20 protein-coding genes, 3 rRNA genes and 1 riboswitch are annotated in these 26,303 nt (G+C 43.7%); of the genes, 5 read left to right on the top strand and 18 right to left on the bottom strand.

The genetic code is table 11. From position 1 onward, the window contains the following. Nucleotides 1-23: 23 nt before the first annotated feature. The 5 genes from GAVG_RS00480 to GAVG_RS07535 all read right to left on the bottom strand — a co-directional run bounded on the left by GAVG_RS00480 (nucleotide 24) and on the right by GAVG_RS07535 (nucleotide 4,851). A complete protein-coding gene (locus GAVG_RS00480) occupies nucleotides 24-1,403 on the bottom strand; it encodes a glycoside hydrolase family 13 protein (protein WP_004138409.1) in 1,380 nt (459 codons plus the stop codon). 32 nt (nucleotides 1,404-1,435) lie between these two features. Beyond that, on the bottom strand, nucleotides 1,436-2,257 hold the full coding sequence (locus GAVG_RS00475; protein WP_004112888.1) for a carbohydrate ABC transporter permease: 822 nt from the start codon (nucleotides 2,255-2,257) through the stop codon (nucleotides 1,436-1,438). Further along, a complete protein-coding gene (locus tag GAVG_RS00470; RefSeq protein ID WP_004118115.1) occupies nucleotides 2,257-3,162 on the bottom strand; it encodes a carbohydrate ABC transporter permease in 906 nt (301 codons plus the stop codon). The genes GAVG_RS00475 and GAVG_RS00470 overlap by 1 nt, the downstream gene beginning before the upstream one ends. Nucleotides 3,163-3,246: 84 nt before the next feature. After that, nucleotides 3,247-4,518, bottom strand: coding sequence for an ABC transporter substrate-binding protein (locus GAVG_RS00465; protein WP_004113753.1), 1,272 nt, complete (start codon nucleotides 4,516-4,518; stop codon nucleotides 3,247-3,249). 207 nt (nucleotides 4,519-4,725) lie between these two features. Further along, entirely contained in the window at nucleotides 4,726-4,851 is a 126-nt protein-coding gene (locus GAVG_RS07535; protein ID WP_004113751.1) for a hypothetical protein, read from the bottom strand. A gap of 463 nt (nucleotides 4,852-5,314) precedes the next feature. On the opposite strand from GAVG_RS07535, the gene GAVG_RS00460 reads away from it, so the two are divergent. Next, nucleotides 5,315-6,577 (top strand): MFS transporter, encoded by a 1,263-nt coding sequence (locus GAVG_RS00460; RefSeq protein WP_009994082.1) that lies wholly within the window; start codon nucleotides 5,315-5,317, stop codon nucleotides 6,575-6,577. A gap of 44 nt (nucleotides 6,578-6,621) precedes the next feature. On the opposite strand, the gene GAVG_RS00455 is transcribed toward GAVG_RS00460, so the two are convergent. From GAVG_RS00455 to GAVG_RS00440, 4 genes are read right to left on the bottom strand one after another with little or no spacing between them, the layout of a single operon-like run. Next, nucleotides 6,622-7,146, bottom strand: coding sequence for a hypothetical protein (locus GAVG_RS00455; protein WP_004118111.1), 525 nt, complete (start codon nucleotides 7,144-7,146; stop codon nucleotides 6,622-6,624). Nucleotides 7,147-7,173: 27 nt separating this feature from the next. After that, on the bottom strand, nucleotides 7,174-8,385 hold the full coding sequence (locus GAVG_RS00450; RefSeq protein ID WP_004118109.1) for an ABC transporter permease: 1,212 nt from the start codon (nucleotides 8,383-8,385) through the stop codon (nucleotides 7,174-7,176). Beyond that, entirely contained in the window at nucleotides 8,369-9,079 is a 711-nt protein-coding gene (locus GAVG_RS00445) for an ABC transporter ATP-binding protein (RefSeq protein WP_009994083.1), read from the bottom strand. Before GAVG_RS00445 ends, GAVG_RS00450 begins: the two co-directional genes overlap by 17 nt. After that, nucleotides 9,076-9,978, bottom strand: a complete 903-nt coding sequence (locus GAVG_RS00440) for an efflux RND transporter periplasmic adaptor subunit (protein ID WP_009994085.1) — start codon at nucleotides 9,976-9,978, stop codon at nucleotides 9,076-9,078. Before GAVG_RS00440 ends, GAVG_RS00445 begins: the two co-directional genes overlap by 4 nt. A 476-nt stretch (nucleotides 9,979-10,454) precedes the next feature. Between GAVG_RS00440 and GAVG_RS00435 the strand changes: the two genes are divergently transcribed. The 3 genes from GAVG_RS00435 (at nucleotide 10,455) to GAVG_RS00425 (ending at nucleotide 12,816) form a co-directional block, all read left to right on the top strand. Next, the gene (locus GAVG_RS00435) at nucleotides 10,455-11,126 is read left to right on the top strand and encodes a response regulator transcription factor (RefSeq protein WP_004113741.1); all 672 of its coding nucleotides are present in this window, start codon (nucleotides 10,455-10,457) and stop codon (nucleotides 11,124-11,126) included. Next, on the top strand, nucleotides 11,123-12,283 hold the full coding sequence (locus GAVG_RS00430; RefSeq protein WP_004113739.1) for a hypothetical protein: 1,161 nt from the start codon (nucleotides 11,123-11,125) through the stop codon (nucleotides 12,281-12,283). Before GAVG_RS00435 ends, GAVG_RS00430 begins: the two co-directional genes overlap by 4 nt. A 161-nt stretch (nucleotides 12,284-12,444) precedes the next feature. Next, nucleotides 12,445-12,816 carry a hypothetical protein gene (locus GAVG_RS00425; RefSeq protein WP_004112863.1) on the top strand — a complete coding sequence of 124 codons (372 nt, stop codon included), beginning with the start codon at nucleotides 12,445-12,447 and terminating at the stop codon, nucleotides 12,814-12,816. Nucleotides 12,817-12,996: 180 nt separating this feature from the next. Here the strand turns inward: GAVG_RS00425 and GAVG_RS00420 are convergent, their stop codons facing one another. The 8 genes from GAVG_RS00420 to GAVG_RS07205 form a co-directional block, all read right to left on the bottom strand. Beyond that, nucleotides 12,997-13,410, bottom strand: a complete 414-nt coding sequence (locus GAVG_RS00420) for a transcriptional regulator (protein WP_004113737.1) — start codon at nucleotides 13,408-13,410, stop codon at nucleotides 12,997-12,999. Next, nucleotides 13,407-13,604, bottom strand: coding sequence for a hypothetical protein (locus GAVG_RS07465; RefSeq protein WP_004112856.1), 198 nt, complete (start codon nucleotides 13,602-13,604; stop codon nucleotides 13,407-13,409). Before GAVG_RS07465 ends, GAVG_RS00420 begins: the two co-directional genes overlap by 4 nt. A 397-nt stretch (nucleotides 13,605-14,001) precedes the next feature. Continuing rightward, nucleotides 14,002-15,699, bottom strand: coding sequence for a bifunctional hydroxymethylpyrimidine kinase/phosphomethylpyrimidine kinase (locus GAVG_RS00410; RefSeq protein WP_013399395.1), 1,698 nt, complete (start codon nucleotides 15,697-15,699; stop codon nucleotides 14,002-14,004). A gap of 5 nt (nucleotides 15,700-15,704) precedes the next feature. Then, the gene (gene thiM, locus GAVG_RS00405; RefSeq protein WP_009994090.1) at nucleotides 15,705-17,222 is read right to left on the bottom strand and encodes a hydroxyethylthiazole kinase; all 1,518 of its coding nucleotides are present in this window, start codon (nucleotides 17,220-17,222) and stop codon (nucleotides 15,705-15,707) included. Beyond that, a riboswitch (TPP riboswitch) is annotated at nucleotides 17,210-17,302 on the bottom strand. Its footprint overlaps the gene before it by 13 nt. A gap of 316 nt (nucleotides 17,303-17,618) precedes the next feature. Beyond that, nucleotides 17,619-17,735 (bottom strand): 5S ribosomal RNA (gene rrf, locus GAVG_RS00400). A gap of 165 nt (nucleotides 17,736-17,900) precedes the next feature. After that, a 23S ribosomal RNA gene (locus GAVG_RS00395) occupies nucleotides 17,901-20,963 on the bottom strand. A gap of 373 nt (nucleotides 20,964-21,336) precedes the next feature. Further along, nucleotides 21,337-22,864 (bottom strand): 16S ribosomal RNA (locus GAVG_RS00390). Together the 16S, 23S and 5S rRNA genes form the textbook arrangement of a ribosomal RNA operon. 190 nt (nucleotides 22,865-23,054) lie before the next feature. Next, nucleotides 23,055-23,396 carry a hypothetical protein gene (locus GAVG_RS07205; protein WP_116285251.1) on the bottom strand — a complete coding sequence of 114 codons (342 nt, stop codon included), beginning with the start codon at nucleotides 23,394-23,396 and terminating at the stop codon, nucleotides 23,055-23,057. Between the two features lie 38 nt (nucleotides 23,397-23,434). Between GAVG_RS07205 and GAVG_RS00385 the strand changes: the two genes are divergently transcribed. Continuing rightward, entirely contained in the window at nucleotides 23,435-24,217 is a 783-nt protein-coding gene (locus GAVG_RS00385; RefSeq protein ID WP_009994495.1) for an SIR2 family NAD-dependent protein deacylase, read from the top strand. Nucleotides 24,218-24,245: 28 nt separating this feature from the next. Here the strand turns inward: GAVG_RS00385 and GAVG_RS00380 are convergent, their stop codons facing one another. Then, on the bottom strand, nucleotides 24,246-26,189 hold the full coding sequence (locus tag GAVG_RS00380) for an alpha-glucosidase (RefSeq protein ID WP_009994497.1): 1,944 nt from the start codon (nucleotides 26,187-26,189) through the stop codon (nucleotides 24,246-24,248). Nucleotides 26,190-26,303 lie beyond the last annotated feature (114 nt).

Here is a 26,303-nt window from a genome sequence, read left to right as displayed (position 1 = left end):
CACTTCTTACTTCTACATTATTTTTACTGTTGAGCCTGCAATACGATCATAGAATTATCTTTATTAGGGCGCCAACTATCTCCAACAGTTACACCATTTATAATTCGCCAATTATGATTTTGCAATTGTTGAGGTAGCTTCGATGAATTATACTCTAATAAATTACTACGTGAAATAATCATCAAAAGAGATTCTTCCTTATGCTCTCGCGAAATAATGACAGTATCTCCATCAACAGCGTAACAACTTTGCGTACCCCTTCGCAACGCAATATGATCACGTCGCAATGCATTTAATTGAACAATTGTACGGAATATTTCAGCATTTGTATCAAGACTATCCCACTGCATGCCAGAACGGCACCCTGGATCATTATCGCCAACCATACCAAGTTCATCACCGTAATAAATCATCGGAGCACCTTCGCAGGCAAACATGCAACAGTAGGCAGTTATGCAATCCTCAGTATTATTTTGATGCGCAGTTAAAACACGCTCAGTATCGTGACTACCCAACAAATTCATCATCCCATGGTGATATCCATACGGTATGCGCTCCTGCAGACGGTTAATACCGTTAACAAAATCGTATGCATTGAATCGCTTTGTTGCAGTAAAACCTAAAACTAAATCACGCAGAGTATAATTCATTGTGCTATCGGTAGTGTCTCCTTGCAACCATTGAGCAGGGTCTCTCCATTCTTCAGCTATCAAACATAATTCTGAATTTTTTGATTTAACAACTTGCCTAAAATCCTGCCAAAATTCTGGATAAATAAAATATGGAACATCAAGACGATAACCGTCGATACCTTGATCAATCCAATATTTCGCAACATTAAAATGATGCTCACGCACCTTTGGATTAAACACATTCCACTTCGGTAGATATTCACAACCAGAACAGGTTTTATAATTAGGCACAGGCAATGACTTAACTGGAAAGTTTTTCACTGAAAAATAATTAACATATTCTGAATTCTCTTCATTTTTAACAACATCTTGAAACATCCAATGAGTTTTACCACAATGATTTAAAACTGCATCTAGTACTATACGTATATTCCGCTTATGCGCTTCATCTACCAATGTATGGAAATCTTCAAGAGTTCCTAAAAGTGGATCGATTTTAAAATAATCGTTTGCGTCATAACGATGATTTGTTGCAGCAGAAAAAATTGGATTCAAATAGAGCGCATTGCAACCTAAATCATGAATATAATCAAGTTTTTCTGTAATTCCAGCAATATTACCACCTAAGAAATTCTCACGCGTAGGCTCAGCATCCCATGGATCAAGCGGCACATGACCTTCAGTTAGCATACCGTAGCCTTCACAACGATAGAAACGATCAGGAAAAATCTGATAAAATCTTGCATCAGGCAACCACTGTGGTATAGACATAATAAACCCCATCCTTAATTTTTCTACAATTTCTAATCTTTCATACCAGTATTGGCAATTCCTCTAACAAGCGCACGTTGGAAGAAAAGGAACACAATAATACTTGGTATTGTTGCAGTCAAAGTTCCTGCCATTAAATAATTCCAAGAGGTTCCGTAACGCCCTACGAAGGATGCTAAACCAATCTGAATTGTACGAGTTTCATCCGTATTCGTAACCAATAACGGCCAAAGGAAATCATTCCACGCAAAGAGAAAACTAAAAATACCAAGCGTCGCAAACGCTGGGGACGACAATGGAACGATTACTTTGAAGAATATTCCAAACCTGCCACAACCGTCAATGCGCGCTGCCTCATCAAGCTCTCGAGGAATTGTTGCAAAATATTGGCGAAGTAAAATAATGCCAAACACATCTGCAAGTCTAGGAACAATCAAAGCATACAGCGTATCAACCCATCCCAAATTAGCGACTATCTCATAAGACGGAATAACAATCACAAAATTAGGAATCATCAATGCAGAAAGCAGCAGAATGAATATTGTTTTCTTCAAAGGAAATTCTAATCGCGCAAAAGCGTAGGCGGCAAAGGCATCAAATATTAAATGTCCTACAACAATTCCTACCGTCATCAATAGCGTATTCCAATAATATTGCGCAAACGGCGCCGCTTGCCAAGCGTGAATATAGTTTTCCCAATGCCATGATGTAGGAAAAATTGAAGTATTCGTGTATGTTTCAGCACGCATTTGCAAAGAAGTAGTGAACATCCACAAAAATGGAATGATTACTGTTGCTGAACCTAAAATCAGAATCGCATGACGCGCCAAACGCGACCATAATGATGACTTCATTATTCTTCTCCTTGTGCTCCAGAAACTTTCCATTGAATCATCGTCACGCCTAGCACTAGCGCAAGCGTAATGAACGCTATTGCTGTTCCATAGCCAAAATCACCGAGCTTGAACGCATCACGATACATCATCATGCCAAGCACTTCCGTGCCTCCGCGAGGACCGCCACCAGTGAGCATGTATGCAAGGTCGAAGGATTGGAAGCTCGTTACTAATGCCTGAACTACTACAAAAAACGTCATTGGAGATAGCAATGGGAAAGTAATCTTCCATAATTTTTGCCACCCAGTAGCTCCATCTAATGCAGCCGCTTCATACACGCTTTTTGGCAATGCTTGTAACGCAGTTAAATACAAAATAGCGTTAAAACCAATATTTTTCCACACGGTCAAAAGAATTAATGCAATAAGCGCAAGCCAACGATTTTGTAACCAATCTGGTCCGTGTATATTGAATTTCATCAACACACTGTTCACGAATCCAGAAGGATCGAGCATATATTTCCACACAATGGCTGCAGCCACAGAAGATGTAACCACTGGAAGGAAGTAAATACTACGATAAATACTCCTACCTCGTATAGGCGCATCAAGCAAAAGCGCGAGCAACAATCCAGTCAGCACACTTAATACACATACACCAGCAGCATAAATAACCGTTACCATTAAACTATTGAAAAACTCAGGATCTTGGAAAAGACGAACATAGTTTCCCAAGCCAATAAATTTCTTTTCTGGAGAGAATCCATCCCACGATGTTAGTGAAATATATACAGCAGACAACACAGGGTACAGCACGAAACCACCAATAATAAGCACTGCTGGCAACAAGAATACCGCAGCACATATTACTTGATCTTTCTGGTAGTGCCTGTGCGCAGACTTGAGAAAATGACGTTTTTTCATTACATACTCCTTGATGCAAAGAACCCCGATAGCTGAGTCAACTTCATTTCCTTTGACCCAGCTATCGGCGCAGTATTTATGCAATCAGCCTTTGGCAATCACGTCGTTAACTGCCTTTTCAGCATTCGCAAGCGCTTCGTCAACACTCTGCTCTCCAGCGAAAGCCTTCTCCACAGCCTTTGCAAATTCAAAGGAAATTTTTGGATACAATGGCGTATTTGGACGTGTATGAGCAATCTCCATTTGTTCCACAAACGGAATTAAACGAGGCTGTTCCTTCTTAACCCAATCCAAATACTTATCAGACTTTGCAACACTCTTCGTTACAGGAAGCATGCCAGTCTTTTGCGACCACTTGATCACCTGTTCTGGCTGCAAGAACCAGTTCAAGAATTCGCCAGCAGCTTTAGCACGAGCGTCAGAATTATGGAAGACGATTGCTTGTTCACCACCGAGATTAGTTGCTTCCTTGCCATCCTTTGGATGAGGGGCTTTTGCTACACCGAAATCAAATGGTGGATCTGGCGCCCAGATGCCAACCATCCAGCTACCTTCCTGAGCAGAACCACCCTTGCCCTTTTCAAATTCGCCCCACTTAGCATATGGGCTCACGCCGCTCTTGATAAGATCCACCCAGAAGTTCATAGCCTTCTTGCCTTCTGGCGTATTGAATGCAGCCTTAGAATTATCCTTTGTCAAGAATTCGCCGCCAGCTTGCCACAAGTTGACCTGGAAGTTCCAAGTTAAACCTTCGCCGTTATCTCCTGCTTGAGTAAGCAAATCATACCCTGGCTTGCCTGTCTTTTCCTTGATCGTCTTTGCAACTTTCTTCAACTCATCCCATGTTTGTGGTGGTTTGTTAGGATCTAACCCAGCTGCTTTATAAACGTCCTTGTTGTACATGTACGCAAGATTATTGGCAGTAACTGGCACAGAAACTTGTTTGCCGTCAATATGACCATAGTCAATCAATGCAGGAGTCACATCATCGAGCGTTTTCGAGCTAATAACCTTAGAAAGATCAGTCAAATTGCCCATTTTTGCAATCTGTGGCACCCATACCAAATCACTTATAGAAATATCTGGCAAGCTCTTCGACGAAGCCGATGCACGAAGCTTCGTCATAAAATCAGAGTTCGGGACGCTCGCAGTCTTAATCTTAATATTTTTATGCGAAGCATTAAAATCCTTCACCATTGCATCAAAGGTATCGGCATTAGCGCCATCCCAATAATGCCAAATGGTAAGCTGTGTTGAACCATTAGCGTCGGATGATTTTGCACTACCACACGCACCTGCGCTAATAATCATTGCAGCAGCACCGATTAATGCACATATTTTTGTAAGTTTCTTCATTGTAACCTTCTTTTTATCTGCATATGTTAACTTGCACTCATTTTGCATTTAGAAAATGGGTGACGAACTATTCTCTAAAGCATCAGAAAACAAACTAGTAATTTTTTTATTCTTTGTTGTATGACTACATAACAAGCAAACAGTTTTTTAATTGCCGCAAACACTGGCTCATATAAATCTACATGTCATGTTCACACAGACACCAAATCAAAAATGCACGCTTGTTTCTACCTCCTCCCCTCCAACTCCGAAGACATTATCTTTAGATACCCACTGTTTGTCATCAAGCAATGCCTTAAATTGGAACTTTTTACCTTTAGGCATTCTCTCCATTTCAGTCTCCTTTGAACTGCAATGCTAAACTCTTGTAAATCAATTTACTACATTGTTAAACAAACGTCAATACCTTAAAATAATTACACGTTATCTACTTACCGCGCTTGCAAACGCTTCGCGATGCAATGGGCAAACTCTCCAGCTTCCTCTCCTACTATCGCCAGTAGTTATATATCTTGTTTGCAAACTGCAGCAATTCGAATCACGACACAAACAACAAAGCGCAAAAGTAAATACATTTCGGAGTATTTCGGAGTAAAACACCACAATAAACACAAAGAAAACCCAACAAAGCCATACGAGAGTAGGGCTCAGCACAGTTAAGAGTAGTTAAGAGTAAAACACTGCAATAAAACACTCATTTCACTCACAGTCCAGAAAAAGGTGTATATCAAGAGGCATATATCATTCAGAATATGAAAGACATTCATAACATGAAAGAAAGAAAAAAGAGAAGGAAATGAACGCTGCGGCACGGATTCGCACGACTCTTATTATTGCCGTTTTATCGCTTAATGCTTTTCTTTTAACGAGCTGTAGATTTGGCGTAAGCCTATATCTTTTAATACATGTCGACTTATCTCACGCAGCACTTAACGCGGTGTCCGTAGCACTTATGACCTGCATAGCAGCACCGCTTGGCGGCATTATCGCAGATAAATATCCACCAACTAGATTGTTTATAGCGCTAACGTTTTGTTTTGCCTTGTTGTGTACTGGATACGGTTTCGCTTTAGTAGCACAGCATAATCTTATTGCTATTACGGTTACACTACTCGGCATAATATTCGGATTCTTTACTGCATTTTCTTCGCCTAATCAAAAAGTATTAATGGCATATAGCGCGCCAACTGGCGAAAAAACCAAATTTTTAGCAAGCATGCGTATGTGGATTAATCTCAGCAGGCTTGCTGCACCAGCGATTACTGGCATATTTGTTGATATATGTAATCCGCTCATTTTCTTTACGAGCATTGCTATTGTGATGATATTAGCGGCGTTACCTCTACTGTTAGTTAATCTAAACCAGCAAGCACAAAATAGCTCAAACAATACGAAGACAGGAAGCAATAAAACTGCTGGTTTTGCAGCTTCTTTACACTATATGAAATCTACACCATGGTTAATAGTCTTAGGAGTAGTATCAGCATTACAATCAGGCTCATGGCTTGCTGCATTCAGACTAATGGGAGCACACCATTGTCTCACGCTTTTTCATTCGGCATCCACGTGGGGATCAATAGTCAGCATATTTAACATTGGCATGATTGTAGGTTCGCTATTATGCAAATATATTGTGCTGCATTATGAGATTTTATACTCTATTTTATTACCTGGATTCCTTTCTATTCCTTTACTTATTTTCGCACTTAATAATTGGATTGCTCTTTTTCTTTGCTCTGCTTTCATTGCAGGTATTATTTTTGACGCAACTATTGTCTATGGGCAAACAGCTCTTCTCGATGGCATACCGACACACATTCTCGGCGCAACTACTACTTTTACTTCTATTATGGAGCAATGCGGCATTATCGTAGGGTATGCAAGCGTACTAGCATGGGGAAATCTAAATTCATCATTATTCATAATGATTGCAGCTGGCGTAATACTTGTTTCAACAGGTATAGCCTTATGGATTATTCAAGCTCGTAAACAAACATACCCATCAATGCTTACCAAAGATTATTGGACACCATCAACATGGGTAAAAAGAAGCATATAACAAGCTATTTAGCGCGTAAGCACAATAAAGCTATACAAATGCAATTACATCACAGGACAATTAGTTTGCACATCCTGTTGGAATCCTGACGGATCTCCTAGTTTTGCTTTACGCATGTGCTCTTTGAAAAAGTTTCGCGTTGCATCATCACAACGATCTGGACCCATAAACGGCATGCTAGGCACTTTTTCAAGCTCATGCAAAGCTTTACTTGCCGCTTGTTCATCACTAGCATACGTGTCTAACCATTGCCGTTCCCAAGCACACTGATAATAATTAGATGCTTGCGTATCACCATATCCACTCTGGAACTGAGCGTCTTTTTCTTCTCCAACCAAGTTTGCAGGAGCTTTATATTTTTCAGGCCAACTAAGCTTTGCCACAGATTCCTGATATTCCTTCTCTATATGAGCAAAATCAACAGTCTCTCTAGGCGAACTATTTTGCGAGCGCGCGCCACCCATACCACTCGCATTATTGTTGCCTATTCCTCCACACGCATTAAACATAAGAAGCGCACTAAGCACACCAACAATAAGAGTTGCTTTACCAATAGTATGATTATTCATTATTCCTTCTTTCTTATTTTTTGAAAATTAACGCAATGCTAATGCTGGTTGTAAACGTGATGCTTTTATTGCCGGCACCACACTTCCAGCAAGCGCTGTAATAAAAGCCGCAATAACAGCTCCAATAGCGGCTTCATATGGGTAAACTGGCGGACTAACTGGGCTTGCTGCATCCCAAAAACTTGATGCTATAGACACAAGTCCAAAAGAAACAGCGACAGCAGCAATCGAAACTATCAGCGCTAAAATAATCGCACTTCCTAACACGAGTGAAGCAATAGACCATCTAGTAGCACCCAAGGCTCTGCGTATAAGCAGTTCATGTGTGCGCTGCTCCAACGATGCTAAACCAATATTGATTAAACCTAGCGCGGAAACAAAAAGCAATAATGCTGCTACGATAGCAAAACTTAATTGCAATACTGTTATAACATTCTCGTAATCATCACTATTATCATGTCTTCTAATTTCGTTTACTTGTCCACCACAACAGTCGTAAAGAGCATCTGAAACATAAGATTTAATTGATTTTTGAGAACGATTTTCTTTATTCAACCAGTAGATTGAGCCTTGAGCTTCTTTTCCAGAATATTCCCAAAGAGTTGGAGCATAACGTAATAATCCTAGAATATTCACGTATACTTTTGCTGAGTCTACGCCATCGTTCACAACTCCAACAATCCTTATAGGACTCATTTGTGTTGTTTTGCGAGAAGTAATAAATGCTACTTCACCAATCTTGTATCTTTTGCTAGCAGATTGGTTTACTACCATTTCTAATGCGTTGCTTTTAGCGCTATTACTAAACCATCTTCCACTTACAATAGGTAAGTTATAAACTTTGTTGTATCCTGCCGTAGTGTAAACAGCGTCAGCATATTGAAGATTGCCAGTCTTATATTCTTTGCTTATTTTTACACTCTTCGAGGCTGGCATAGAAGCGCTAAACAGTAGTCCAGTGTTTGTTTGTAGCATAACGTTAGCGTTACGGTTTGCGGATTCAATGCGATTTAAGAATTTGTTAAATACTGAATATTCGTCAAAATTTTGTGCTGAAAAAGTAATCTCGTATGTTGGTCTACGACCGTTTAGCTGTTCGTTAGTTGCAATAAGATAGTCCTTACCAACCGTGCCGATAAGCACTGACGCAATAACGGCAATGATGCCGATAAACATTGAAAAACCTGTGAGGAAGGATCTCATAGGAGACAGGCGCAAATCTTTAAGCAGCATGATCATAAAGAACACCGCCTTCCATAGTAAAAATGTGAGAGCAAGAACGAGCCACTTTCATATCATGAGTGACTAATAGTAATGTTGTTCCAGATTCTTGAACACGATCATGCAACACTTGAAGCACTTTTTCTCCCGTACTACTATCGAGCGCACCAGTTGGCTCATCGCAAATAAGTAATTCGGGATTAGTGACGAGAGCACGCGCTATCGCGACTCTCTGCTGTTCACCGCCTGATAGCCTTCCAGAGTATTCGTTTAGTTTATCTTGCAATCCAACATCACATAATGCTTCTTCTATAGTTTTTCTTCTTTTCTGCTTGCTTTGTTGTAGTCCTGCGTATAAAAGCGGCAACTCAACATTTTCTCTAATGCTTAAATGCTTAATAAGCGAATAGTTTTGAAAAACAAAACCAATATTTCGAGCGCGCATATGCGATACTGTAGCATCACTACACTTTTGGATTGATTTGCCAAAATAATAGTATTTTCCAGTAAAATTTTTATTCAAAAATCCAATAATAGAAATAAGACTTGTTTTGCCGGAGCCAGACCTGCCAACTACCGCGTATGTTTCACCTTGATTAAGTAACATAGAAGCAGAGTTGACAGTGGTAAGCCATTCGCCATTGCCTAGTTTTACACGCGCTGACACGTCTTGTAGTTCAACCAGCGGAACAGTATTGTTCTCCATAATCATTGCACTCCTGGAATGAGATTAGGAGAAACACCTGCTACGACATCACCCTCATGCAAACCAGACGTAATTTCAATATTAGCGCCGTCACTGATTCCAAGACCAACTTCTTTACGCTCCCAATTATCGCCTTTTTTGTATGAGACTAATCCTTTTTGGACTCTTCCAGCAACCGCGCTAACGGGCAGTGTTAGAACTGATTGTTTATGCTTGCCATTAAAAACAAGCGTCGCATTTTGACCTGATTCTACTTCTGTGCTTTTATCTATTAAACACGTTAAAACTTTTGACGATACGCTAGGTGCACTTTGCGCACTCGACTCATCTGTTTGAGTTGAATCAGCATTCTCATTCTTGCTACTACCCGAGGCTGCAACATCTGTAGAAGTTCCACCGCTTTGTACTATTTGCAAACAATTGGTTGGCCCAACACCATCTTCAACTTGGAAGCGACCTTTAACATCTGCAATATCCGCAGAACGAAGTAAAGCTTTTGCGTTAAGGCTTATTGAAAAACCTTCATATTTAAGAGTGAATAGTGGGAAAGATTTAGGCACGTCCGCAGATGATTCAGCCACTGACACAACTTTAGCGTTTACTGGAGCAATAACTTTGTTACCAGCATTGTAGCCTAAAATACTTCCAGCTTTTACAGCACTTCCTGCTTTTACCGATGGAGAAAAATTCCCTCTACTTACAGCAGTGATAACAAAGGTAGATGATTGTTCTATTGCTGCTTTACCCGACACAATTTGTGTTAAAGGCTGTTTTTTGACTGAAACAAGTGGAACTGAATCATGTTGTGCTTGCTGTTGACTATTATCAACTGCGCTACCAGAGCATGCAGTAAGCAAACACACTGGCATAGCAGAAAGCAAGAGTACTTTCGTAAACTTACTCATAACACAAATCTCCTTACTCGCCAAACTCGTATACACATAGTATGCGTCGAAACAAGCCTCTCAAACTGATCCAAAATAAATAAAGTGCTTGATAATGCTACAATTAATGCTTTTATGATTGACACTTTATTGAGGATTTCAGCTTTTGCTTAATAGCCTATAATCGCCGTAAAGAGTTTGCATCACACTAAATGATGATTTTATTTATGATTTTTGGAGCTTGCGTAATACCAGAGAATGATTTGTTTTGCATAGAGTTTATATGTTACTGAACAATTTATTTGCTTATAACCTCAACCACATTGTGATTGAATCACTAAACTTTAAGCGAACTTATTCGCTGCGGAGTAACCCCCGTAAGCTCTCAGTGCCTACCTTTATAAGATTACCTTTGTAAAGGTTTTCCTAGACAAGATATTCATCATACAAATTCAAGTACTATTATTACTTAAATAATGCTTTTCTGAAGGAGCAATATGATAGCAAAGCATATTACTGTTGGCATTGTTGATGATGATTGTTTTTGTCTACACGGCCTAAAAACATATATTGAACAGGTTGTTCCGTCCTGCAGTATTTGCTGGTTATCCGCGTACGCCGATCAAGCAATTCAATTTTGTCAAAATCAATGCCCAGACGTGCTGCTAATTGACATGTATATGTCTGGGGTTTCGGGAATTAAAATATTATACGAATTGCGAAGAAGATACTCACTCCCAATAATAATTGCTATAACTTCATTCCCTATAAACGATTATGCTTTAAAAGCATCAACAGCAGGCGCGCAAGGCATTGTTGGAAAGAACCACCCAGAAACTATTTGCGCCATGCTTAGCAGTATTGCCAATGGCACGTTCAAGCCACAAATAATAGGAGATCTTCATTTTGACGACACGACGACAGCATTTCAGCGTTTGCAAAATAAGCCAAAAAATGGACGCCTTGCTTTAACGAATCATGAGACTGAAATTATAAAGTTGTGCAGTAAAGGCATGACTAATGCGCAAATCGCCAAACGTTTATTTGTTGAAACTTGTACTGTGGAAACTATCCTTCGTCGCGTGTTCAAAAAATTGAATGTGACAAATCGTTCACAACTTATTACTACATGGCTGCATGATGAATATTTAGGAAATGATACACAATGATTATTTTCTTAATGCGTCGTTTACGAGAAAAGCTTATTGACAATAAAACATTTTTACTATTGGGATGTTTGTCGAGCGCAATGGATGCATATATTTACTCAAATAGCGACAATAGCACAATACAACTTGTCATAGTTTACATGATTCTTGCTGCTATAAATCTGTTTCTTTGCTTGCTCCCGCATTTTATGAGCATGTGCTATATTTTTGTACATCTCAGCATTCTTGTTATTCCTAGTCTGAATCTTCCACCAGTAACTTTCGGGCTCATCATATCATTTGTTTTTATTTCGTATTTATATCCGATTCAATTTACACTACCTTTATTCTTAGTAATAGATGCATTACACTACGTTGCATACCGATACCTATCAACTTTGTCTTTCAAGTATCTTATTGCTTACCTTTTAATAAATATATTTTGCGTTTGCACTGGTATTATTTTGCGCATTTCTCACCAAAAAATGGTTCTTTATGAAAAAGATAAGCAAACAATTAATAATCTTCATCTGGCTGTGCGAATGCACGATAGATTAACTAATAAGATTGCAGATATTGCACTACAAAGTAAAATAGCATTACTTGACAAGTCTATTTCTAAAAAACAGCGAAGTGCTATTGAGGCAATAAATGATTTGGCAGATCAGGCTTTTGAAGAAGGACATAATATTATCGACATTCTACGTGGAAATACTGCTAAGCAAGATGCTCGAAGCGAGTTCATTCAGCACATTGAAGATACACTACAAATGAACGACTCAATCAATACATCTTGTGGATTAAAAGGAAGATCAATATGCAACATATCTAGTAACGATATTCCTGAAGACATTAGCAATGAAATCATCTGTGAAGTTATTGAATTAATCGAAGAACTATATTTGAACATGCGAAAATATGCTTCTTTAGTTTATTACATCAGAATTTCGATACGCGAAAAACAAATTGTTATAAAACAGTTCAATGTTCGATTTTTGGGCGGGAAAAGTAAAGATGCAATTCGCTCAGTATCTCAAAAAGGACTTTTGCTTCATCGCGATACCATAAAGCATTTAGGCGGTTCACTCTATTTTCGAGCCTTTGGTAAGTATTGGGAATGTAATGCAGTTATTCCTTTCAAAAATGAACATAACTGTATAGATAGTATGGCTTACTGATTCAGTTTAAAAGATTAATGAATCTTAAGCAGTTTTAGATAGTAATTATTTGTAAAGGTTTTCCTAGACAAGATATTGTTTACCTTTTAGCACGCCATTAATTTATAAGTTGTAAAGGTTTGATATACACAATTATTTTCTTGTATTAGAAGGAGAAGAATATGAGTAATTTAGAAGATACAAAAGCACAAATTCCATCCGTATTTTGGACAATAGCCAATGGTGTATTTCTTGCTAGCGGAATTGCGCTGATTGTAATGCGTAATGATTATCTATGGGGAGTGCCTCAAATTATCGCTGGATTATTTGGTCTTGCAACCATGTTTCTCATTAAAAAACCGTGGTGCGCTCAACTATATTTTATAGTATCTTCACTAGCCGTAATAGCAAATGGACTTATGGAAATATTCGGCATAATCCACGGATCTGGATACGGTTATGTTCCGCTGATTATTGGCATAATCGTGCTTTTATTTATAGGCCTTGACAAGGATGAAAGTTCAAAAGCTCTTGGAATTGCCAAGAATAAATAAAAGCATTAGACTGCGATTTTAACTTAAAAACATATCGCAATTTTCAAAGGTCAAGTTGTAGCCACACATCCTACGACTTGACCTTTACTTATTTATCCGCTATTGATTTGTTTTGCATAGAGTTTATACACTACTGAGCAACTTGCTTGTGCATAGCCCCAACCGCATTGCATTAAATCACTAAGATTTAAGCGAGCTTATTCGCTGCGGAGTAACCCCCGTAAGCTCTGCAACATCACGAACCGTCAATCCCTGATTCCTTAGTATACGAACTGTTTCACGCATAAGTATAGACGCTTCTTCTTGAGTTTTTATAGCTGCAGATTTTGCATCTAACATGCGCTGAAGCATAAGCTCATCTTGCTCACTAAGTTTCGGAGTTACTTCCACGCAATTGACTTTAACATTTAAAGTTGCAGCAGCATCTTTTACCATTGCTGCAACCTTATCAAGCCTACGTACTTGAGTAAATAATCCTGGTATTTCTGGCACTTCTATAGCCCACCAGTCATCGCATCTGCGAGCTATAGCAGTCACCTTTTGCAAACAATTTGTTGCATTATCATGCTCAGTAACACTCATTGCTCCTATCATGCCTGCAGGTTCCTTTCAAAATATCTAATAATGCTTCTAGCAGTAAGCTCATTTATTTCATTATGCCTCGGAACAGTAGTAGCCAATTCGCCAATGCAAACTTTGCTATGATTACCGCCCTCAGACCAAGTTATTTGTCTATTAGTACTTCTTGCAAGCTGATTGAGTTTTTTCTCCAACTCTTTTCGCTTCACACATATAAGTATATGCCTATTTATCAATTCAGTAAATAGGCATTGCATACAAAATCATCGCAAATGCATAACCGTCATTGAATGCAATTCTATTTGATATTTTCCAAAGTACTTTGAGTTTTGCAAGATAGGAAGATAGGGAGATATGAAAATGGGAAAATATGCAGATAGGAAAATTGACTAGCGAATTTAGGTAACTTTTACTACTCACGATTTAAGTCTTAAGCAAGGTCTTAAGCAAGTCACTTGTGCATCTGCGCTGCTCAGAAAATCAACAATAAATAAGAGACATGCGTATTATAAAAATGCGCTGACGCTTTTACTCATCTTCAAATCTTCTAGATTTTGTTAATAAAGACGAAGTCAATGCATCAGCGCTATCAAGCTATCAAACCATCTACCTCAATGCTCTATGAGCTTGATTAAAGAACTCATACTCGTAAATGCATGAAGTCATATATGCTTGAGCAGCAAGAATTCGAGCCTGTGGGCCAGCTTCTTCAAAAGCTCTCTCAACAAATTTAACTGCCATTCTTACTCCTGACTCAAAATCATTAGAAGAATACATTGAAATCCAATCATGATATGGGTTTTCAGGAGTATTATTTTTGACTAAAATTTGTCCCACTTCTTCATAAAGCCAATAGCATGGCAATATGGATGCAGCTCCAATCACGTAATCTTCTGCCATTGTAGAAGCAAGTAAGTGATTTACGTAAGCTAACGTTACTGGCGAGCAAGACGCATCAATGCTTATATTTCTGCTTCCAAGCCAATCTCTGTGCAACTGCGATTCCGCTTCTATGCACATAGCTGCGCCCGTAGCCCAATGCACTCTAGCTTCATTATCTGGCGTTTTAGCTCCAACAGCAGCTAGCGCGCGCGAGTAACGCTTCAAGTATTCAGAATCTTGACTTATGTAGAAAGCAAACAAGTCGGAGTCAAGCGTTCCATTACCTAAAGCCTTAATAAATGGCATTTTCATAATGTTGTTATCGACATCTGCACTAGCATCCCATAAAGCTTGAGTCCAAGGGCCACAAGGCTCCACATTTGGCTTTCTAGCCTTGCTATGAGCTTTTACGACTACGCTTTGCGCAGTTAATCCGTCTAAGCCACTAGTTTGCATATGTTCCCAAGGAGTTGACGAAGAATCTAATTCCAAACGATAATTACGAGCAGCATGGTTCACAGGCCCATGACCTTTGCCAACATGCAAATCTTTACCGCAAGCAATAGCTTCGTTAAGCCATCTTGACGACCATGCTAGAGCATCCGCTACTGTACTGTAATCGCTTAGCTTCTTGCCTTCTCGCAACGCTAATCCTATGCGCGTAGCAAGCGAGGAAGATAGCGAGCAGCCTGTGCCATGCGTTGTTGTTGTATCAACCCTAGGGCAAGGAACGTGCACTCTGTGGCCATCTGGGAACACAACAGTATTACCAGCATCTTCGCTTGTTAAGTGGCCGCCTTTAACAATAACAATAGTATTGTTTTTTGCACACCACTCGCTTGCTTGAGCATAAGCTTCTTCAAAATTAGATGCAGGCTGTTTATCGCATAATACTGCGAGTTCAGGTATGTTTGGCGTAATCACATCCGCAAGAGGTGCAAACTCACGCATTGCATCTTCTGCAGACTTTTCAAGCAACCTATCTCCCGAAGTTGCTACCATCACTGGGTCTAACACAACAACAGGAACAGGATGATTCTTAAGCCAATCTTGAACTAGGCTAATATATGATTTGTCTCCAAGCATGCCGATTTTTACAGCATCAATAGTTACGTCATCAAATACTGCTTCTAGTTGCGCTTGCAAAAAGTCGGTTGGAGGAGTATAAACTTCGCGCACACCGCAAGTGTTTTGAGCAACCAAATTAGTTGTTACACACATTGCAAATCCATGAGATGCTGTGATTGATTTTAGATCAGCTTGAATTCCAGCTCCGCCTGTTGGATCAGTTCCAGCAATGCTTAGCACTCGCGGAATAATTGGCTCTTCTAAAGAAGGTAGGGAAGATGGCCTTAGACTTGAATCATATAATTTAGAAATTGATTGCAAAGGTGCTTGAGTTTGCGAAAATTGATTATTCATTATTTTTATTCCTTTGTAATGGCATCGCGTAATTTGTGTGCTTCTTCGCAAGGATTTTGCGCAAGCATTAGAGCAGATACTACGCATAAACCATCTATTGAAGTGCTTTTAATAGGAAACACGGTATTTTCATTAACTCCGCCGATTCCTAGAGTGCTAATGCCGAGTTCTTTAGCGCGTTTAGCAATCTTTTCTACTCCTTCAACTCCTAAAGCAGGAGCAGCGTCTGGCTTAGTGGCAGTAGGCCAAATTGGGCCTATTCCAATAACATCAGGCAATGCCACATTTTCTTTAGCACATTCGTTATAAACGTAATCTAACTGTTCTAACTTTTCTATAGAAAGTCCAACCATCCACTCTGCAGGAATAGACTTACGCGCTTCAATATAAGGCGTGTCTGTTTGACCAACATGCAAGTTGAACCCTAAGCTTTTAGCGCAATCTATACGATCGTCAACAAAAATCGGCACGTCTCCGCAACCATTAGCAAGCATTTTGTCTCGCAGGCTTTGAGCTTTATTGTTAAAAGTTTCGCTATTTGCGTACTTATCGCGCAATTGGACTACGCTTGCTCCGCCTTTAACGCAATCAACTGCAATATCTTCTTCGGCTCGATCACTCATCTTTGGGTCTGTTATAAAGTATAAAGACCAATCAACAGGATCGAGTTCAAATTCAATATTCGCTAATTTCAGCATCTCGTCTGCGCTCAAATCCATAAGCGCATCCATCCATAATTTTCTAAATGACCCTGGCAATGTTGAGCGTTGCGCTGCCCAAGTTCCTGCTGCAGCAGCGTGTACGTGCGCGGCAACTGTTGCTGCAAAAGGTCGATTTCGATTTGCTCCAACGTATGCTGCCACCAACGCGCCAAGAGAGCAGCCCGTGCCGACTACTTTCGTCATTATTTCGTGGCCGCCAGAAACTCGTGCCGAGCATCCATGACCATAAATAGCGTCTTTTTCGCCAGAAATAGCCACTACCGAGCCGTAGCGTTTAACTAGCTTCTTAGCTGCTGCAACTGCCGAATCAACGGAATCTCCAGCGTCTACGCCTTTACCGCCGCTTTCTTCTCCAGCTAAGCCTAAGATTTCGGAAGCGTTGGCACGAATTACAGCAGGATGACTTTTAACAATTTCGCGCGCGTATTGCGTGCGTGGAGCTAAACCGCCAACTGCAACTGGGTCAAGAACCCATGGAGTGTGCGCTTTTACAGCTCCGCGAATCGCAGCATCCATAGATTCTTTGTCTACTGGCCTGTACGTTCCAATGTTTACTAATACACCAGATGCGATTTGAGCAAAGACTTCAGCTTCTTCTGCATCTACGACCATTGCTGGCGATGCACCAGCAGCTAGCAGAACGTTTGCCGTTATTTCTTGAACAACATTATTCGTTACGCAATGTGTTAGTGGATTTTTTGCGCGCAAAGCTTCGATGCATTCACGTACATCTTGAACGAATTGCTTGCAACGAGCATTAGTTGAGAATTCACTATTTTTAGAGCACGACACAGTAGTCATGATTTTCCCTTCGCTAGTACTAACTAGATCAGGTTCAACGGGTATAATCTCAGCGCTTATGCGCACCCCGAACCTATGTTTGACTATATATGTTCGTTATGACGTTATTTATATGCGCTCCGACCTGCCTTTTCGCTTAGAGCGTAGCGCGAAAAGGTAATTCGGAGCGCTGAGCCGCTTAGCGTAGAAGCACGGTGTGCTTCTACGGCGGCGAAGACGTGAGCGCGCTTAGACCGCGCGAACGAGGACCTTCCATGTAGTGCGTTTGTATAACGACACGACGTAAATCAAGTACAATCGCACTACAGTAAGCGCGTGAATCGTGCGCGCGAACGATAACCTAAACTTAAATAATAAAAAAGCGGGGAACAATCAAGTTCCCCGCTAGAAAGAATAATGCGGCAGCGTGCTAGTCTCCCACACCCTATCGAGTGCAGTACCCTCACCGTGTCAGGCCTTAGCTTCCGGGTTCGGAATGGGACCGGGCGTCTCACCTGAGCCATGACCACCGCAAAACTAGATTATACACTCGCTTTAAACGAGCGGCAAATTGGCGGTTTGGGAACCGGACATGAACGCGAGCAACAGAAAAACAATCATCAAAATCAACAACTTAACCATAAAATGACCGTCTAACACTCCATACTATCTAAGAGAATTAAACGATAAGCAATACAAGTAGTATCACAATCGCCCATTAGTACTGGTCAGCTCCACCCCTTACAGGGCTTCCACATCCAGCCTATCAACCACGTGTTCTACATGGGGGCTCACACACAAAGTGCAAGGAATGCTAATCTTGGAGCAGGCTTCCCGCTTAGATGCTTTCAGCGGTTATCCCTTCCAAACGTAGCTAACCGGCAGCGCCACTGGCGTGACGACCGGCATACCAGAGGTTCGTCCACCCAGGTCCTCTCGTACTATGGGCAGGTCTCCTCAACATTCCAACGAGCGCAGAGGATAGAGACCAAACTGTCTCACGACGTTCTGAACCCAGCTCGCGTGCCGCTTTAATCGGCGAACAGCCGAACCCTTGGGACCTGCTCCAGCCCCAGGATGCGACGAGCCGACATCGAGGTGCCAAACCATCCCGTCGATATGGACTCTTGGGAATGATCAGCCTGTTATCCCCGGGGTACCTTTTATCCGTTGAGCGATGCCACGTCCGTACGCCGGCACCGGATCACTATCTCCGACTTTCGTCCCTGCTCGACCCGTCAGTCTCACAGTCAAGCCCGCTTGTGCGATTACACTCAACACCCGATTGCCAACCGGGCTGAGCGGACCATTGAGCGCCTCCGTTACTCTTTAGGAGGCAACCGCCCCAGTTAAACTACCCGCCAGGCACTGTCCCTAACACGGATAACGTGTCGAGGTTAGACGCCAGATATGGAAAGAGCGGTATTTCACTGATCGACTCCACGCAAGCTAGCGCCCACGCTTCACAGCCTCCCGCCTATGCTACACGATCCACACCTAACGACAATACCAAGGTATAGTAAAGGTCCCGGGGTCTTTTCGTCCTTCTGCGCTTAACGAGCATCTTTACTCGTACTGCAATTTCGCCGGGCTCCTGGCCGAGACAGTGGGGAAGTCGTTACGCCATTCGTGCAGGTCGGAACTTACCCGACAAGGAATTTCGCTACCTTAGGATGGTTATAGTTACCACCGCCGTTTACCGGGGCTTAAATTCACCGCTTCACCGAAGCTAACGGATCCTCTTAACCTTCCGGCACCGGGCAGGCGTCAGAGCGTATACAGCGGCTTACGCCTTCGCACGCTCCTGTGTTTTTGGTAAACAGTCGCTACCCCCTAGCTTGTGCCACCCCCAACAGCTCAACAATGTGAAACCATATCACCATCAGGGGTCTCCCTTATGCCGAAGGCACGGGAGTAATTTGCCGAGTTCCTTGGCCAGGATTCGCCCGATCGCTTTGGTATACTCTACCAGACCACCAGTGTCGGTTTAGGGTACGAGCGGAATCACACCTCACGTTGAAGCTTTTCTCGGCAAGCAGGATCACCGGAATCAGCCTTACAGCCTACCCATCACGCCTCAGCTTAAACATCCCCCGGATTTACCTAGGAGACAGCCCACACGCTTAGCCACGGAAAACCACCTCCGCAGCCGGCTACCTACCCGCGTCACTCCCACGCTAACCTACTACCGATACGCTCCCAACACTAAACCAGAAGAAAACCCCGAAAGATAATCAACCAGAATAACGAAGGTTAGTACTCTCAGATTCAGTTCGAACGGTGTAACACCGGTACGGGAATATCAACCCGTTCATCCATTCGACTACGCCTGTCGGCCTCGCCTTAGGACTCGACTCACCCGGGGACGACGAACGTGGCCCCGGAACCCTTAGTCATTCAGCGGACAGGATTCACACCTGTCTCTCGCTACTCATGTCTGCATTCTCACTCCCGTATAGTCCACGACAAGTTCACACTGCCGCTTCACCCCATACAGGACGCTCTCCTACCCCACATGAACTAAATCATGCAGCCGCGTCTTCGGTGGCGTGCTTAAGCCCCGCTACATTGTCGGCGCGGAACCACTAGACCAGTGAGCTGTTACGCACTCTTTCAAGGATGGCTGCTTCTGAGCCAACCTCCTGGCTGTCTATGCGACTCCACATCCTTTCCCACTTAGCACGCGCTTCGGGACCTTAGACGACGATCAGGGCTGTTTCCCTTTTGACGACGGAGCTTATCCCCCGCCGACTCACTGCCATGATAAACCTAACAGGTATTCGGAGTTTGGCTGCTATTAGTACCCGGTATGGGCCCGCAAGCATCCAGTAGCTCTACCCCCTGCAAGCAATAACATGACGCTGCACCTAAATGCATTTCGGAGAGAACCAGCTATCACGGAATTTGATTGGCCTTTCACCCCTAACCCCAAGTCATCCCCCCAGTTTTCAACCTAGGTGGGTTCGGTCCTCCACACGGTCTTACCCGCGCTTCAACCTGCTCAGGGCTAGATCATCCCGCTTCGGGTCCAGGACATGCGACTAAAACGCCTTTTAAAACTCGCTTTCGCTACGGCTCCCCCACCCGGGTTAGCCTCGCCACATACCACTGACTCGCAGACTCATTTTTCGATAGGCACGCCGTCACCCCACAAAGAAGGCTCCGACGGATTGTAAGCGCACGGTTTCAGGAACTATTTCACTCCCCTCCCGGGGTGCTTTTCACCTTTCCCTCACGGTACTAGTACACTATCGGTCAGACAGGAATACTTAGGCTTACCCAACGGTCTGGGCAGATTCACGCGGGATTCCACGAGGCCCGCGCTACTTGGGAATAAACATAAAAAGACATCGCGCAACCTGCTACGGGGCCATCACCCTCTACGGCTGGGAATTCAATCCCATTCACATAACACGACATTTTATCACTCTTCTCAACCCCGTCAGAGGCTGAACAGTCAATCCCACGACCCCGAATACGCAACACCTGACGGTTATCACACGTACTCGGTTTAGCCTGATCCGCTTTCGCTCGCCACTACTCACGGAGTATCCTTTCCTGCAGGTACTGAGATGTTTCACTTCCCTGCGTACCCCCCACAAAAACTGTGGTGACCACCCATAACAGTGGCCGGGTCTCCCCATTCGGAAATCCTCGGATCAAAGCCCACTCGGCAGCTCCCCGAGGCATATCGCAGCCCGTCACGTCCTTCATCGGTCCTGTCTACCAAGGCATCCACCATACGCCCTTACCAGTGATACACCAGTAAAAAGCCTATCGCTTAACTCTCTAGACAATAAATCATCACACTAAACGATCACAAAACGATCAAGCGACTCCACCAAAATGGAGCCGGTTGAAATTGATAAAAGTAAAAACAAGCAAAACCAAAAAACAGTCTCACTATTCTTACTCGCGTCCACTATCCAGTTCTCAAACCACCAAACACCAAGAACACAAGCCAAAAACCAAAAAGCCTCAACCTGTAATCCAAGGGCCAGGACCGCAACCCCAAAAAAGGGGGGTGGCAATCCGGGAACCCAAAAGCATGCCCAACAAACTCATCTAAAAACATTAACTATTGTTTTCCACACCAGTAACCACACTCAACCGAGCGTGCACAAAAACTCCGTAGAAAGGAGGTGATCCAGCCGCACCTTCCGGTACGGCTACCTTGTTACGACTTAGTCCCAATCACGAGCCTCACCTTAGACGGCTCCATCCCAAAAGGGTTAGGCCACCGGCTTCGGGTGCTGCCCACTTTCATGACTTGACGGGCGGTGTGTACAAGGCCCGGGAACGCATTCACCGCGACGTTGCTGATTCGCGATTACTAGCGACTCCGCCTTCACGTAGTCGAGTTGCAGACTACGATCCGAACTGAGACCAGTTTTAAGGGATTAGCACCATGTCACCATGAAGCAACCCGTTGTACTGGCCATTGTAGCATGCGTGAAGCCCTGGACGTAAGGGGCATGATGATCTGACGTCATCCCCACCTTCCTCCGAGTTAACCCCGGCGGTCCCCCGTGAGTTCCCGGCATAACCCGCTGGCAACACAGGGCGAGGGTTGCGCTCGTTGCGGGACTTAACCCAACATCTCACGACACGAGCTGACGACGACCATGCACCACCTGTGAACCTGCCCCGAAAGGAAACCACATCTCTGCAGTCGTCAGGCACATGTCAAGCCCAGGTAAGGTTCTTCGCGTTGCATCGAATTAATCCGCATGCTCCGCCGCTTGTGCGGGCCCCCGTCAATTTCTTTGAGTTTTAGCCTTGCGGCCGTACTCCCCAGGCGGGACGCTTAACGCGTTAGCTCCGACACAGAACCCGTGGAATGGGCCCCACATCCAGCGTCCACCGTTTACGGCGTGGACTACCAGGGTATCTAATCCTGTTCGCTCCCCACGCTTTCGCTTCTCAGCGTCAGTAACAGCCCAGAGACCTGCCTTCGCCATTGGTGTTCTTCCCGATATCTACACATTCCACCGTTACACCGAGAATTCCAGTCTCCCCTACTGCACTCTAGCCCGCCCGTACCCGGCGCAAACCCACCGTTAAGCGATGGGCTTTCACACCAGACGCGACGAACCGCCTACAAGCTCTTTACGCCCAATAATTCCGGATAACGCTTGCGCCCTACGTATTACCGCGGCTGCTGGCACGTAGTTAGCCGGCGCTTATTCGAAAGGTACACTCACCCAAAAGGCTTGCTCCCAATCAAAAGCGGTTTACAACCCGAAGGCCTTCATCCCGCACGCGGCGTCGCTGCGTCAGGGTTTCCCCCATTGCGCAATATTCCCCACTGCTGCCTCCCGTAGGAGTCTGGGCCGTATCTCAGTCCCAATGTGGCCGTCCGCCCTCTCAGGCCGGCTACCCGTCGAAGCCTAGGTGGGCCATTACCCCGCCTACAAGCTGATAGGACGCGACCCCATCCCATGCCACTAAACACTTTCCCAACAAGACATGCGTCAAGTTGGAGCATCCAGCATTACCACCCGTTTCCAAGAGCTATTCTGGAGCATGGGGCAGGTTGGTCACGCATTACTCACCCGTTCGCCACTCTCACCAACCAGCAAGCTGGTCAGATCCCGTTCGACTTGCATGTGTTAAGCACGCCGCCAGCGTTCATCCTGAGCCAGAATCGAACCCTCCACGAAAAACTTCAATGAAGAGCCAACAAAAGGCTCCAATATAAAAGAAAAAGACGAGACATTCTTTAAGGAAAGAACATCCCAACAAAAAACCTCACCATCATTTAACCATCTCTCAGGCACCCCACAATCCGTGAGGCTGACAATGAACTGGCAATAATTAACTAATAAGTAGTACAGACACGCTCTTGAGTTCTCAAACCACCACCACACCAGCCGGCCCATCAACCTCAACCGAGGAGAACCAGCCGCGCTGAGCAGCAAGAGATAAACTTACACCAAACCCCACCAAAACGCAAACCAACACCAAACAAACACCACAAAACCATTGAAAACAAGCCAAAACATCGGCGTGTCGAAAACACGCAAAAAACCACAACAAACCACCACAACCACCAACACAAAACCAAAAACAACCCAAAAAACAAACAAAAAACCATAAAAAACACAAAACCCGGGAGTGTCGCGCAAAGCAATCGAGCAAAATAATCAAAATACACAACGCAAACAACGTAAACAAAATATATGCATACAACATGTGTACGTGCTATGCGTTCGCGTGCTATATATAGGTATATGAGAAATAGCGAGAAAAACAGCAAGAACAACTCACACAATCACATTGTGGCTCTAACAGGCGCCGGAATATCTACAAGCGCTGGCATTCCAGACTTTCGAGGCCCAGATGGAGTTTGGACTAAACACCCAGAGCAAATGAGTGTTTACGATATAGACGCGTTTTTAAGCAGTGAAGAGGAACGCATTTACTCTTGGCGCTGGCAAAAAGAGTCGCCAGTTTGGAACGCTCAGCCAGGAACAGCACACAAATCGCTAGTAAAACTTGAGAAAGCTGGGATGCTGGACTTAATCGCCACTCAAAACTTTGATGCGCTTCACGAAAAAGCTGGAAACAGCCCAGATATTGTAGTGAACTTGCACGGAAGCATTGGAACATCGCATTGCATGAGCTGCCACGCTAGCTACAATACAGCCGACATTATGCGCGACTTAGACGCACACCCAGACCCACATTGCAGGCGCGCGCTGCCATACCGCGGAAACATGCCTTGCAACGGTCTTATAAAAACAGACGTTGTATATTTTGGAGAAGCACTTCCCGAAGGTGCAATGGAACGCAGCGCGCAGGCGATTATGCACGCAAGCGAGTTGTGGGTTATTGGCTCCACGCTAGAAGTGTTTCCAGCTGCAAGCCTTGTGCCGCTAGCCGCTCGCGCAGGAGTGCCGATTACAATAATGAACCTGGGCGCTACGCAATACGATTATTTGGCAGAGCGCATAATACGCGAAGATATTGCGAAAGCTCTGCCAAAATTAGTAGACGAAACTATTGCAAAGTGAATATTACAAAGTGACTATTTCAAAATAATTATTGCAAGCTAACAGCGATTCCCTCCCAAGGCGCAAGCGTGCCATTTTTAAGTGATTTAAGAGCATGATCCGCGCTGTAGGTAGAAATCATCACATCATCATACGATACGCCATTAGAGGCGATATTACGCAACAATTCGGCACTTTGAGCAGGTATTGCCACAGACGAATCCGTCATATTTACCATTACGAGCAGCTTCTTTATCGAGACAGAGGAAGAATCGCCAGCAACCGCGCTTGAAGAACGCACACCATTCTCAAGACCTGCCTCATCTGCCTTAGCATTCTCACAAGTCTGCTCAACCTGCCTAACAAACGCGTAAACGCACTCGTCATCCGCATCAACCAAATTCCAAGAACCAGCCGAAACAACAGGCTGCGAATGGCGCAACTCAATCAAACGCTTGTAGAACGAGTAAACGGAATCCGAATCTTCCATTTGCTCCGCCGCATTAATATCTACATAATTAGGATTCACGCTAATCCACGGCTGTGCATTATTTTGCGACGGAACATTAAAAGGCATGAATCCCGCATATTGAGACGCATTCCATTGCATAGGCGTTCGAGAATTATCGCGACCGCGCTTTGCGAGCGCATCCATCATCGACTCAGCCGACTGAATATGCGCTTCTTCTACGCGCTGCTTAAACATATTTAACGCTTCCAAATCGCGATACTGCTCGAGACTCGTAAAGTGCGCGTTTGTCATGCCAATTTCTTCACCCTGATACACATACGGAGTGCCGCGGTGCATGTGCAAGAGCATTGCAATCGCCTTAGCGGAAAGCACGCGCATCTCATCGCTAGCCTCACTACCCCAGCGAGAAAGCGCACGCGGTTGATCGTGATTATTAAAGAACAGGCTCGCCCAACCAGCCTCGCTAACTGCCTGCTGCTGATCTGCCATTGCGCGCTTTAATGCCGTCAACTTAAGAGGAATAGGATTCCACTTAGTGCCATTTGCGCAATCAACATTAACTTGATCGAACAAGAAGAGCATGTCTAGCTCACCATTAGCAGGATTTGTAATATAAGTGTTTCGATGCGCGGAAATTCCAGGAGCCTCGCCAACAGTTAAGAAACCTTCACGACCCTTGAAAACCGCCTCGCGCATCTCGCGCAAAAACTCGTCTAAACGAGGGCCATCGGAGCAGAAGAAATACGGCGAAGAGTAGCCGTCGTCGCCTGCTGGCGCATCTTCAATCTGCGAACCGTATTCCCCTGGCAAACGTCCTTCGCTATCTACGCGCTTAGAAATTTGCGTAATCACATCCATACGGAAGCCGTCAATTCCGCGATCCATCCACCAATTCATCATCTTGTACACGGCAGCACGAACCGCAGGATTTTCCCAATTCAAATCTGGCTGCTTTGGCGAATACTGGTGGAAGTAATATTCGCCGCGCTTTGGATCGTAAGTCCACGCAGAACCGCCAAAATACGAGCCCCACTTATTTGGCTCAGCACCTGGCTCCCCAGGAACGCAACCTTTGCGCGCTGGTCTCCACCAATACCAATCCGCGTAGTCGCTAGAAGCATCTCTTGAAGCCTGGAACCAAGCGTGCTCGTCGGAAGTGTGATTTACTACTAAATCCATCACAATCTTAAGCCCGCGCTTGTGCGCTTCTGCCAGAAGCTCGTCCATATCTTCTAGAGTGCCAAAAAGCGGATCAATATCTTGATAATCGGAAATATCGTAGCCGTTATCGTCTTGCGGAGACTTGTAAACAGGACTAAGCCAAAGCACGTCAACACCTAAATCAGCCAAATAATCAAGACGCGAAGTAATGCCCTTCAAATCACCGATTCCGTCGCCGTTAGTATCTTGGAAGCTTCGCGGATAAATCTGATACACAACTGCATTCGCCCACCAAGGGTTTGGCGTAGCACCGTTTGTGCGCACGGATTCTGGCAAATTCGATCTGTCAAAAGTAGTCATACATTCCCCATTAATTTACGTCAATAAGTATTTTTATTACAGTTTTATTTATTACAAATAATTTTATTTATTTAATAGTATTTATGATTTTAGACTCTAAATTTTATCAGCATA

Source organism: Gardnerella vaginalis ATCC 14018 = JCM 11026 (genome assembly GCF_001042655.1).
Taxonomy (GTDB): Bacteria; Actinomycetota; Actinomycetes; order Actinomycetales; family Bifidobacteriaceae; genus Bifidobacterium; species Bifidobacterium vaginale.
The sequence above is the reverse complement of the archived record's forward strand: the minus strand, read 5'-3'. Positions and strand labels throughout refer to the sequence as shown.